The sequence below is a fragment of the Neobacillus niacini genome (assembly GCF_031457145.1).
GTDB classification, from domain to species: domain Bacteria; phylum Bacillota; class Bacilli; order Bacillales; family Cytobacillaceae; genus Neobacillus; species Neobacillus niacini_J.
Window position 1 is genome coordinate 115,774 of the sequence record NZ_JAVDVZ010000003.1, and the last position, 12,140, is coordinate 127,913.

13 protein-coding genes are annotated in these 12,140 nt (G+C 35.6%); 7 read left to right on the forward strand and 6 right to left on the reverse strand.

The genetic code is table 11. The annotated features are described in order from the left end of the window. The first annotated feature begins 126 nt into the window (after window positions 1-126). Together J2Y03_RS09590 and J2Y03_RS09595 are read left to right on the forward strand one after the other, a co-directional pair. Window positions 127-702: an HD domain-containing protein gene (locus J2Y03_RS09590; protein ID WP_310193306.1), complete on the forward strand. Its 576-nt coding sequence runs from the start codon at window positions 127-129 to the stop codon at window positions 700-702. Continuing rightward, window positions 674-1,351 carry an AlkZ-related protein gene (locus J2Y03_RS09595; protein WP_310193307.1) on the forward strand — a complete coding sequence of 226 codons (678 nt, stop codon included), beginning with the start codon at window positions 674-676 and terminating at the stop codon, window positions 1,349-1,351. Before J2Y03_RS09590 ends, J2Y03_RS09595 begins: the two co-directional genes overlap by 29 nt. A gap of 244 nt (window positions 1,352-1,595) precedes the next feature. On the opposite strand, the gene J2Y03_RS09600 is transcribed toward J2Y03_RS09595, so the two are convergent. Together J2Y03_RS09600 and J2Y03_RS09605 are read right to left on the reverse strand one after the other, a co-directional pair. Continuing rightward, window positions 1,596-1,796 carry an ATPase gene (locus tag J2Y03_RS09600; protein ID WP_310193309.1) on the reverse strand — a complete coding sequence of 67 codons (201 nt, stop codon included), beginning with the start codon at window positions 1,794-1,796 and terminating at the stop codon, window positions 1,596-1,598. Between the two features lie 75 nt (window positions 1,797-1,871). After that, a complete protein-coding gene (locus tag J2Y03_RS09605) occupies window positions 1,872-2,084 on the reverse strand; it encodes a hypothetical protein (protein WP_310193987.1) in 213 nt (70 codons plus the stop codon). 516 nt (window positions 2,085-2,600) lie between these two features. On the opposite strand from J2Y03_RS09605, the gene J2Y03_RS09610 reads away from it, so the two are divergent. Next, window positions 2,601-3,824: an IS110 family RNA-guided transposase gene (locus J2Y03_RS09610; RefSeq protein WP_310193990.1), complete on the forward strand. Its 1,224-nt coding sequence runs from the start codon at window positions 2,601-2,603 to the stop codon at window positions 3,822-3,824. Window positions 3,825-4,458: 634 nt separating this feature from the next. Here J2Y03_RS09610 and J2Y03_RS09615 read toward each other — a convergent pair. Then, window positions 4,459-4,746 (reverse strand): hypothetical protein, encoded by a 288-nt coding sequence (locus J2Y03_RS09615; RefSeq protein ID WP_310193311.1) that lies wholly within the window; start codon window positions 4,744-4,746, stop codon window positions 4,459-4,461. A gap of 1,190 nt (window positions 4,747-5,936) precedes the next feature. Here J2Y03_RS09615 and J2Y03_RS09620 point away from each other — a divergent pair. Both J2Y03_RS09620 and J2Y03_RS09625 read left to right on the forward strand, forming a co-directional pair. Further along, window positions 5,937-6,974, forward strand: a complete 1,038-nt coding sequence (locus J2Y03_RS09620) for a GGDEF domain-containing protein (RefSeq protein WP_310193314.1) — start codon at window positions 5,937-5,939, stop codon at window positions 6,972-6,974. A gap of 482 nt (window positions 6,975-7,456) precedes the next feature. After that, window positions 7,457-8,107, forward strand: a complete 651-nt coding sequence (locus tag J2Y03_RS09625; RefSeq protein WP_310193316.1) for a glycosyltransferase — start codon at window positions 7,457-7,459, stop codon at window positions 8,105-8,107. 39 nt (window positions 8,108-8,146) lie between these two features. Here J2Y03_RS09625 and J2Y03_RS09630 read toward each other — a convergent pair whose 3' ends face one another. Next, window positions 8,147-9,448, reverse strand: a complete 1,302-nt coding sequence (locus J2Y03_RS09630) for an NCS2 family permease (RefSeq protein ID WP_310193319.1) — start codon at window positions 9,446-9,448, stop codon at window positions 8,147-8,149. A gap of 186 nt (window positions 9,449-9,634) precedes the next feature. After that, window positions 9,635-10,429 (reverse strand): nucleotidyltransferase domain-containing protein, encoded by a 795-nt coding sequence (locus J2Y03_RS09635; RefSeq protein WP_310193322.1) that lies wholly within the window; start codon window positions 10,427-10,429, stop codon window positions 9,635-9,637. A 126-nt stretch (window positions 10,430-10,555) separates the two neighbouring features. Between J2Y03_RS09635 and J2Y03_RS09640 the strand changes: the two genes are divergently transcribed. Together J2Y03_RS09640 and J2Y03_RS09645 are read left to right on the forward strand one after the other, a co-directional pair. Then, entirely contained in the window at window positions 10,556-11,002 is a 447-nt protein-coding gene (locus tag J2Y03_RS09640; RefSeq protein WP_310193324.1) for a hypothetical protein, read from the forward strand. A 258-nt stretch (window positions 11,003-11,260) separates the two neighbouring features. Next, window positions 11,261-11,491, forward strand: coding sequence for a hypothetical protein (locus J2Y03_RS09645; RefSeq protein WP_132096291.1), 231 nt, complete (start codon window positions 11,261-11,263; stop codon window positions 11,489-11,491). Window positions 11,492-11,537: 46 nt separating this feature from the next. Here J2Y03_RS09645 and J2Y03_RS09650 read toward each other — a convergent pair whose 3' ends face one another. Further along, on the reverse strand, window positions 11,538-12,050 hold the full coding sequence (locus tag J2Y03_RS09650; RefSeq protein WP_310193327.1) for a DoxX family protein: 513 nt from the start codon (window positions 12,048-12,050) through the stop codon (window positions 11,538-11,540). Between the last annotated feature and the right edge of the window lie 90 nt (window positions 12,051-12,140).

The window sequence follows — 12,140 nt, forward strand, 5'->3', positions numbered from 1 at the left end:
ACACAAATTTTTAAATGTATCTCTTTCCTAGCTAGGATGGCTTTGAAGGAGATTGGTTCTAAAATGTTGAAATAAGGTAAAAATAGAACTAGGCAGCCGATTATTGGATTGGAGGAAGGTTAAGAAATGGATGTAATTGAAAAGGCACTGCAAACAGCAAGTAAAAGTCATGAAGGACAATATCGGAAGAACACGGATATTCCTTATATTACACACCCCGTGGCGGTTGGAATGATGTTATTGAAAGCAGGCTACAGTGATGAAATTGTCGCAGCAGGAGTCCTGCATGATACGGTTGAGGATACGCCGCTTACACTTGAAGATATAGAGAAGGAGTTCGGAGCTAAAATAGCAAATATCGTTGAAGGCAGTTCAGAACCTGATAAATCACTTCCATGGATAGACAGGAAGGAGCACACAATCAACTTTTTAAAAACAGCTTCTGAAGATATTCGAGCTGTTGTCAGTGCAGATAAACTACATAATATCCGTTCTATCATTAGAGATTATGAGAAAATTGGTGAGGAAGTTTGGAAAAGATTTAATGCAGGGAAAGAACAGCAAAAGTGGTACTACACAAATGTGGTAGAAAGTTTAGGTACCCAGTCCACTTTTGATTTATTAAAGGAATTAAGAAATGAAGTAGATAGACTTTTTGAGGGGATGAGTAAGGATGAAGGAATACAAGGTAAATACATATGAAGAAGCGATATCGGTAATACAAGAAATTGGATTTCTGCCATTGGCACAGCTTATCCCTAATTATCCTTCACTAGACAGTATCACTACGAAAGAACATTGGCATACAGGTTCCGAGATGGACCCATGGCTATGGCGTGCGAAATTTCCAGGGGATGGAGTAGCGACATATGGAAAATTTGTTAAGAAGAAATCAGTTTTAATCTCTAGTGAAATGTTACCCTTGATTCGTGCTATATTAGGATCCCCTCTTTCTGTTAATGAGCGATATCGAGATGGAATAATGTCAAGAGAAGCAGTAGAGCTGTACGCACAGATAAGTGAGAATGAAGGAATCGACACGAGAGTTTTGAGAGTTCGAGCCGGAATGAAGGATAAAGATATGAAAAAGCCATTTGATAATGCCTTATTGGAATTGCAGGGCTCCATGGATATTGTGGTATCAGGTACAAAGGCAAAAACAAACGAGGCAGGCGAGAAAAATGGCTGGAGCAGCACTTCCTTCGAAACAATGGAATATTGGGCAGAGAAAAATAAAATAAGTGAAACAACTGTCGAAATAGATGACGCTAAAATGGAACTAAGAGATCATTTTACTAGTTTTTGCAGCCCAGAGACGATAAAAGCATTTAATAAAATATTTAAGTTTTAGTCGAAAAAGAGGTAATCGTAATGATACCGGGTTCCGTTTCCTATCGCAAAATCAAAAAAATGCAACCAAATTTGCACGGTGTTTTGTATATGTTTTTGTAATAAAAAATAAAATGGCTCAGTTCACTATACTGAGCCATTTTTAATATTCATTTTCTATAGTTTGTTGAGCTAACGCACCCCTTTACTTTAAGTACAATATTTCACAATTATAATCGTCATATAATAGGAATTTAGTAATATCATTATTGAGTTTTCAATTTGATAATACGTTCACTAATAAACCCCACTAGCATCCCAACTACGATTGGTAATAGAGCAATCTCAGTATTCGAGAGTGAAATTTTTAATTTAAGAAAATCAATATCAGCTATAAAGCCTATAATATATAGAAATATCATCGTTCCAAAAGAAGCCATTAACGGGATCCAAAAGGACTTATTCACAACTCCACCTCCAATTTATGTATTAATTTCTCAACTAAAGCAACCCGTTAATATAATAAGAAATCTTATTTATATTCAATATCTAAGGAGGAGAAAACTACCTACCCATAATACAATTGCAATTTGTGTTATTAGATACATTGCAAATTCAAAGTTTGTAAGTCTTCTTTCTCGCTTCGTTTTTTTCAACTGTCTTACATAAAAAAATGAACATAAGAGTAGTATTGCTATCGATAATCCATATATGTTTTCCAAAACGTTAATCAAAAGAATATCCTCCTCTATCAGAGAAAAAAGTGCTATATCCTCTTCCAAATAAGTACCCTTTAGTTGAATAATCAGGAAATTAAATTTTGTATCCTATTTAATGAGTTAATAATAATGTATAAAGGCAACTATATAGCAATAACAATATTACTTTCTAAGATTGCTTTTCAAAATTTTATTCCCTTCCGCAACTTAGAAACAAGCAGATATATATAGATGCTAACAACAGAAAAAAATAACCATAAAAATTTACGCTGCTATTTTCACTATTGCACCCGATAGCCATCCATGAAGCGCAAAATCGGCGCTTCACCACAGAGAATGAAAATGGTTATAACCCGTCAATACTGATTCTACGGCTGGGAGAGGAAGGTCGATGAACTATGGTGCGTTAGAGCCCATCCGATAGTCTGACTCCAACGACCACGGTGCACCACTGACTGTCGCTCCCTTACGGGAAGCACACATGGTAGATTAATCCTATTCTGGTTGCTGCACCAGCCTCTTATAATTAGTGCCGTAGAAAGGATGTTTTCAATGGATGTAGTCATTGAAAGAGCATGTGGTATGGACGTTCATAAGGACAATATTACTGCATGTATTGTGACACCTGAAGGAAAGGAGATTAAAACGTTTTCTACTAAAACTGTTTTTCTATTACAGTTGGTTGACTGGATTAAACAACATAGTTGTACTCATGTCGCTATGGAGAGCACAAGTGTTTATTGGAAGCCAATTGTGAATTTACTTGAAGCTGAGGATATTGAGTTTTTAGTTGTGAATGCCCAACATATGAAGGCAGTTCCAGGACGCAAAACAGATGTAAAAGATGCAGAATGGATTGCCAAGCTTCTTCGCCACGGACTGCTCAAAGCAAGTTATATTCCAGATCGAAATCAACGTGAACTGCGTGAGCTAGTTCGCTATCGCCGAAGTATTATCGAAGAGCGAGCCAGGCAACATAACAGAATCCAGAAGGTGTTAGAAGGTGCGAACGTTAAATTGGGATCTGTTGTTTCTGACGTTCTGGGTGTTTCGGCTCGGGATATGCTCGATGCCATTGCCGATGGTGAGGAGGATCCTGAAAAACTAGCAAACTTTGCGCGACGCTCTATGAAAAAGAAGAAAGAAGAGCTGGAACTCGCCCTAAAAGGCTATATCAATTCACATCAACGCCTCATGTTAAAAACCATTTTAGGTCATATTGATTTTCTCACTGAGCAAATCGAAATGCTTGATAAGGAAGTTGCAGAAAGAGTCAGTTTTCATCAAGAAGATGTGGCACGATTGGATTCGATTCCTGGTATAGCGACCAGAATGGCTGAGCAAATCCTGTCTGAAATTGGAACTGATGTAAAAAAACAATTTCCTACAGCAGCTCATATGTGTTCTTGGGCAGGGTTAGTTCCCGGACAAAACGAAAGTGCGGGAAAAAGAAAATCAGCCAAAACTAAAAAAGGAAATAAGTATTTAAGATCGGCGTTAACCGAAGCAGCTCATTCAGTAAGAGGATCCAAAAACTATCTTGGAGCACTGTATAGGCGTACAGCGTCACGAAAAGGCAAGAAACGTGCTGGTATTGTAGTCGCTCACGCAATGTTACGTATCTCTTATTATCTCTTAACCCGACAAGAAATGTATGTAGACTTAGGCGAAGACTACTTTGATAAGCAGAGACAACAATCAATTGTTCGACATTCTCTAAGACGACTCGAAAGTTTAGGATACACCGTTACGCTAGAAGAACCTAAAGCTTCTTAATCCAGTTCACTTTATTACCATAAATCAATGAAATTGGCGCTCTCCCCTTTTTAAAAAAACGAATGAGCTGCGTCTTCTTCAGTATTGCCTTTTTCACTTTATTACAGAAGTTAATTTTCATGGTAGTTCAACAAGCATTATTTCTTTTTAGAAGATTTATACCCAATAATAATAATAACAGCAATAATTACGGCGAACCATATATACCAATCCATTTGATTTCCTCCTTAACTAACATCAATATGATAATTTGTTAAATAGCAGCGGCATTTCGGAAAACAGCCATATACTAAGAGTTATGCTCTTTACACCAGAATATTCCTTATTCCAGTAACCTGCTTCGTTAGTGAAATAGCGATTGCTTTATTAAACAATCTGGCTCCCGTTTGTTTAAAAAGACTATTGGTTTTCTATCTTGCTTCTTACAATAAAAATAGCTCCTAAATTACATCCAATCCCTATTAGATGCATAATAAGATTACCTGTCTTACCAAAGCTATCTACTGTTAATCCAATTAAAAAACTCCCAAACAAAATAAGTAGAATAGCAAAAAATAAGTTCAAATTCTTTTCAATCCTCCTAGCCCGACCACAAAATCAATTTGATGTTCTTCTTAAGTAGTTGTAAAGAAAATCAACTTCTTGGAAACATGTTTTTTTCTTTTTCTTTAATTGTTCGTGTTATACCCCAAAATAAGAAACGATATAAAATTGCAAAACCAGCAAATAAATAAACGAATTCAAAAAGAGTGAAAGGCTCATAATCAATTAAATAAGAATTAATATAAACTAATACTAAAGATAATAATTCTATTAAAGAATCTTTAAATCCGTTTTTTTTATACAATTTTTTAGAACTTTCTATATTTAAAAAATCACTATGATTGTTACTAAAAAAACCTTTAAGAAAGCCAAAGATCAATAAAAAAACTCCTAAAGCAGGTCCATATGAAATATTTATTAGTTGTGTTATAAAACAATAAACTATTGTGAATAAAATTAAGTGCATTTTAAATAAAACACCTCTTTTTTATTTACCAACTATAAAATCAACATTGAGAGACAGTGAATAATACTTTAATACGGTTGAAATAATCACAAGTTTCAAATTTTGTAAAACTTTCCAAAATATAGTTAAAAGCAATCTATCTTATTTAAGATTACTGTCAGTTAGTTGAAGAATATGTGCCACAACTCTTAAGTTGTGACACTTTTTAAATGAAAAAAAGACCACCTCGCATGAGATGGACGTCTTAAAATCATGAAAGTAAAAACAGCGTTTTCCTGTGGTCATGAAAAACGCTGTTAGAAAAATTAACGTTGTGTATCCACTTCACTTTAAGCACGCAGTTTTTTCTAAATTACAAATCCATTTATAAAATCCTAACAGGATTAGAAGAAGGATAGGATCGAGTATAGCAGCGTGCCACAGCTTCCACCAGCCATAATGAAAATATCCCCATGGATTAGGCAGCAAGGTTATAACCTCGTAAATTAAAATAGCAATAACAAAACTGACTAAATAAAAAAGTTGTTTTAACCATGCCTTTTTGTAAGGATACCAATTTAAAAAAATCATATTTACCGGCGGGACTAAGAAAACATGAGGGAGAATTCCTCTCCATTCTAACTCTTTGTCGAAATACCAATAGGCATGATATTTGAACTCCACAAATAGATCAAAAAGTATTTGAAAGGAAATTGTAAATAGCCAAATGTGAAGGATTTGATTCCCTGTTAGTTTTCTGTTTGTTGTAAAAGCTATCAAGTTAAAGGTGCAAATTGCAATCAAAAGTCCTATCATAAATTTTCCCTTTTTTACTTTTAATGTTCCACTAAAAAAAGGTACTATGCAATGATAAAAAAGGATTCAAAATATATACATTTTTATCCATAAATACTATATAGTTTTCATAATAATATGTTTGATATAATAGTCTTAAGAAGTAGTGTCCTATTTTGGGTCACTGCTTTTTCGTACATGTGAATATCAATAGGGAAACGATTTAAATAAGACATGACAAAAGGGGCTAAGGTCACCGCTGTGATTTTGTCATTTAGCTTCACAGCAGATAGGACTAATCGGTATAGATTAGTTGGGAGATGAAAAAGATGTTGAAAAATTTTGAATCACTTAATGAGCTTAAGATACGCATTTATCTTTGGGTAGTACCATGTATTATCATTGCTCTCATCTCTAATACACTTTTACAAAATATTGATGCCGCATATAAATTTAATTTTACGATAAATAACACTCTAACCATATGGTTTTTCATCAGTTGGTTTTTATTATACAAGAGACTTTTTGTTCAATTCACAGAATACTCCAATTTGGTTTTAATCAGTTTTTATCATGTAACGACCTTTTTTGATGCTGTCCGCAACTATATGGTTGTATCTGGGGGTTCACTTGGTGATTTTATCATTTGGATGCCGATTATTACTTTATTCTTTTTCCTAACTCTAGGAACTAAGCGCGGGCTTTACTTTTCAATTGTTATATTTCTTACAACCTTTGTAATGGGAATTATGTATTTAAACAGTCTTTCTGCAGAATCGATTGATTCTTTAGGGCAATATTACTTTGCGAATCTAGTTTACATTATTGTTCTCTACTATGCTCAGCATATGTTTAAGACATATGCTGACCTGGAAATGTTCAGAAAGTACGCCTATTATGATTCATTAACCAGAATTGCAAATCGCCTGCGGATTGATGAATGGCTTGAAGATAAGCTAGAGTTATTAGCGGATAACCAAGAGGAATTTTCGGTTATATTTTTTGATATTGATCATTTTAAGGAAGTAAATGATAACTTTGGTCACAAAATAGGTGATGAAGTACTAGTTGAGTTAGCAGTACTCATCCAACGTCACCTTACCAATCGAGAGCTGTTTGGCCGGTGGGGAGGGGAAGAGTTCATTATCATTTCTAATTCACTAGGGGAGGATACAGTAAAGCTTGCGGAGAATCTTAGACAAGTTGTTACAAAGCACTCTTTCAAAGGGGCTGGAAACCTTACTGCAAGCTTTGGAGTCACTGATTCAAAAGCAGGTGACAGTATTGATTCACTATTGAATCGTGCTGACAGGGGGTTATATCAATGCAAGAACTCTGGAAGAAACCAAGTTAGCTATATTAGGTAAAAAAGGTTAGTGCTGAGCACTAACCTTTTTTAATTCTGCCCTTTTACAGGTACGTTATTTTTGGAAAATAGAAAAGGGGTCAAAAAAAGTGCTTGGTACAGAAGTACCAAGCAGAATTATGGGAAGTTTTTAAGAAATAAGGTTCCTAAAACCTAAGTCTCAAATAAGTTACCTTTATCATAAGATAAACATTTGTAGAAGTTATAGAGAAGTTATGTGGAAATTATGAAGATGATATTAAATGAAAAAAAGGATCGGTACCCGAGTACCGATCAAATTATGGGAAGTTTTTAAGAATAAGGTTCCTAAAACCTAAGTCTCAAATAAGTTACCTTTATCATAAGATAAACATTTGTAGAAGTTGTAGAGAAGTTATGTGGAAATTATGAAGATGAAAAAAAATATTTTTTCATAGAGTGAAAATGGACAAAAAATCTAATACTAAGTTTGCCAGATTCAATTTTTTATTAGGAGATGATTTTTTGAACAAATTTTTACCCAAATTCATGCTGCTGCTTCTTTCCTTTGCATTATTTTTCCCAGCATTCACAAATGCGGAAGAGACCAAACAGGTAGAGCGGCAAACACAGCCGTTAAGTCAGAAAACTTGCCAACTTAGGGTTGATTTGAGGCATCTTTGGAATGAACACGCTTTTTGGACAGAAAAGCTTGTAGTAAGTTCCATTGCAGGGCTAGAGGACCAAAAACAGGTGCTGGCAAGATTATTGAAAAACCAGGACGATCTTGGGAATGCAATTAAGCCCTATTACGGAGAGGAAGCAGGTAACAAGCTTGCACAGTTGTTAAGAGGGCATATTCTGATTGCCGGCAAGGTTGTGGCTGCAGCGAAAAGCGGGAATCAGGCTGACTTAAAAAAATACAATACTGAATGGCATAAAAATGCAGATGATATAACCAACTTTTTATCAGCTGCAAATCCTAACTACAATAAAAGAGAATTAAAGGACATGATGTATACGCATTTAAAATTTATCACAGATGGTGTGGTTGCCAAACTTAAAAAGGATTGGAATGCGAATATTACAGCCTTAGACAATAATCAAGAACATCTAATGCATATGTCAGATTTCCTTGCAGATGGAATTATCAAGCAGTTCCCAAATAAGTTTTAAAAAGAAATGGAGCCCAACTAGTCGTTGGGACTCCATTTTTTAATGTGGTAAGAATGCTAGCTGATAAAAGAACAATACAGCGAAAATATATAAAAGCGGGTGAACCTCACGCCATTTTCCTTTAGCTATTTTCAGAAGCGGATAGCTGATGAAACCCAGTGCAATTCCAGTGGCAATGCTCGATGTTAGCGGCATGCTTAGAATCACAAGGAATGCCGGAAACGCTTCATCTAATTCATTCCATTTAATTTTTGCAATGCTTCCCATCATCATACTACCAACAATAATAAGGGCAGGAGCGGTAATCGCGGAAATACCTGAAACGGCACTGACAAGAGGGCCAAAAAATGCCGACAGAATAAACAAAGCCGCAACCGTAAGGGAAGTTAATCCTGTCCGTCCGCCAGCCGCAACCCCTGAAGTTGATTCAATATATGCAGTTGTTGGACTCGTACCAAACATGGCACCGATGGATGTAGCAACAGAGTCGGAGAGCAATGCTTGACGGGCACGTGGTAATTTCCCATTTTTCATTAAACCTGCTTGATTTGCAACACCAATCATTGTTCCGGTGGTGTCAAAGATTGTTACTAGAATGAATGAAAAGACAACTGCATATAGGCTGTGCCCAATGACATCACTTAAAGCTTTTATAGGGTTTCCTACAATTAAACCCTCAGGAAGAGAGGGAAGTGAAACAAATCCTTGATCAAAAGAAAGTTGGTTGGTAAAAAAGGCGATTAACCCGGTAATAATCATTCCAAAAAATAATGCTCCATTGATTCGCAGCGCCATCAGAATTAGGGTAATAGCTAATCCGACTATTGCCAGCAGGGCCGAAGGAGATTGCAGGTCACCCAATCCGACTAGGTTCGTAGGGTGAGCAGTAATTATATGAGTAAGTCTCAAACCAATAAAAGCAATAAATAAACCAATACCTGCTGTAATCCCGTTCTTGAGGTTATCTGGGATAGCATCAATTAATTTTTCTCTAAAGGGTGTTAAGGACAAGATGACAAAAATGATTCCAGCAATAAAAACTGCCGCAAAGGCTGTTTCATAATTAATATCTTGGTGACCACCAACAACTGAATAGGCAAAGAAAGCGTTTAGTCCAAGTCCAGGTGCAATGGCGATTGGATAATTAGCAAATAATGCCATCCAGAGTGTCCCCACTACAGCGGAAATGATGGTTGCCGTAAAGACTTGTTCAAAGGGTACACCTGCATCAGCGAGAATTACTGGGTTCACAACAACAATGTAAACCATTGTAAAGAAGGTTGTAAAACCTGCGAGTAGTTCTGTTTTTGTGTTAGTTTGATTTTCTATAAGTTTAAACATAGGATTCCTCCAAAACGCGAACATTTTTTTAGCAACTTTTATATAATATTCGTTTTCAACGATAATTTCAATTTTTTTAATATAAAACAAAAGGAGGTTATCCTTAAAGAAGTGGGGTTGTATGAACAAAATTCCTGCTTGGACCGTTAAGGATAAAATAAAAAAAGAGCACTGTGCTCTTTTTTATTATCCCCAAACTTCATCGAGTGTCACACGAAGTAACTGATTTAAAAGTTCGGTGGGATTGGGTTTATCGACAAATAATTCTTTTACATATTGCTCTAAATGCGCGATCTCATTTTCTAGGAACGGATTGATGATCTCAGTCCTAGGCTTACGTGCAAGAACTTCACCAGCCATTTTTTGTTTGATAAGATCGTCTATGAAATTTCTAATATCCCCAGTTGGCAGGATATCCTCAATCAACTGATGAAATCCATTAGGGGGAAACTCTTTATGCTTTTCAATCCATTTAGCCGCCAAGAGCGGCCTAAATATGTTGAAATATCTTTTTATTTTTACTTCCTCCCGATTTAAATAGTCACGATAATTCCCTTTCGCCATTTTTAAATAGTGGTGGATACCGGAAACTGGAGAAAAAATCTGGCTTTCCAGCTCTTGCATTTTACTAATGGTGGAGTATTTCTTGTAATAAACAATATTCGAATGGAGCCATTCCAAGAGGGGCGGATTTGATTTGCGAAACAACCGTAAGGCTTTGGTTAGTTCCCATCCATTTAAGTCAAGGAGTTCGTCTATTGGGATTGAAAGCTTATCGTGTTTTGGAACCTCCAGCACATCACGCCTTTGATCAATTGAGAGATACCACTCCTTTTTATGTACGTAAATAAAGCACACATCATAGTCACTGTTCATGGAAGGAAAGCCCCACGCTCTGCTTCCAGATTCACAGGCATAAAGGATTTTAACTTCATATTCATTTTCTATTTGTTTGAGTACTTCTAAAATGTGTTCTATCAATCCAAAAACCCCAATATTTTCATTTTTACTTCTCCTTAAGACTTAGGGAATAACACTCTTTTTGTTGGAATATATAAACAATAAGGCATTATTCCTTTTTTATTGAAAAAAACAGGAGGAGATGTGATGTTATCAAGACAATTAATTATATACTTCCTGCTTTGTTTAATTGCGATTGTGATGGTGAAGGAATTTTCATTTAGTCCTGAGTCTTTTTCTGGAAATGGTAATCCCGCCATTCTTCTGTTACCCTTTGTTCTGCTCACCTTTTCCCTTTTTGGCTATGAATTATTTTTAAAACTTAAGACTGCTCCTTTTAAAAGAGCTGCTTGGAGGAATATTGTAGTTGGTTCCATCATCGTCCTGATTGCGGCAAGTGTAATGGAGATGGTGTATTTTAACGAGCTAATTCATCAATTAGGCGGACCGCCCACGAATGACGAATCTCGAATTTATCAATTTTCTTGGCTTAATCAATACACAAATACAATATTTGTGAATATGTATACGTTCTTCATATATGTTTCTACATTAACACTCCTCATATCCCTAGTTCGCTGGAGAAAAGAGTAAAGACCATTTATTATAGGTTACCTCAAATAAATTGAAACCAAGTTTTCATAGAATCCCCATAGATAAAATTATTTCCCAAAAGGATCGAACAATTATGTTTGTATATAAAAATCTTCTTAATAATAAATGTTTTTTGCTGTTGTTTCTGTAAAGTTTATCCTATAATAGGTTTATAGATGTTCACAAAATTGTCAAATTTACATTTTTACTTATACTAGAAATAGGGTAAACATAATGAGAAGTATGGAGGGGAACGAAATGATTAGAATGGCTGTTGCAGGTGTTTTGGGTTTTGTTCTAATTTTTATAGAGTCCATGATCGTGATGAAAATAAAAGGATATCACGGAATTGAGTTTGGAGGCTTAGCACCTTTTATAAACGTGTGGGCTATGAATTTCTTTTTTGTATTTGCTATACTCACTCAAATCACAAATTGGTATCAAGATCGAGTCGGTTTTGAACAAGGTGAAGAAGATAATATCTATTAAAATAAAAATGCCTCAATCACAACACTGTGACTGAGGCATTTTTATTTTATGCATGTTGTTTCGCAGTTTCTTTCCCTTTTAATACAGTTTTGCGGATGAATGGTACCACCCAGCGGTCTAAGCCAATGCGGCCAGCGTTGTAACCTGCTGTTAAGATGATGAAGCCTAAGAAAAGGTCAGTTGGAATATGTGAAACGGTTCCTGCTAAGAAGAAAGAGAAGTTCATGACTAAACCAAAGAACATGGCAGCTGTTGTTAAACATCCTAACATAAGTCCTAAACCTACTAATGTCTCGCCCCAAGGAACAATGAAGTTGAAGATATCCACGTTTGGTATCGCAAAGCTTTCAAGGAAGTTCACATACCAGCCGTAAACCACATTGCCATCTGGCCCTTTAACTGGATTTGCCACGGCATTTCCTAAGAAGCCAGAAGCATCGAATGCGCCGCTCTTTAGTTTTCCTAGTCCTGCAGAGAACCAAGCATAACCAAGGTATAAACGTAACACTGTTATGATTCCAGCTCCAATTTTATTTTCTCTTATGAAATTGTTAAACATAAATAATTCCGCCCTTCAAAAATTAATTTGGATTTAATAGTTACAATATAAAAGATTTTTGTAGTTAATAACATAAGTACTGTGATATGT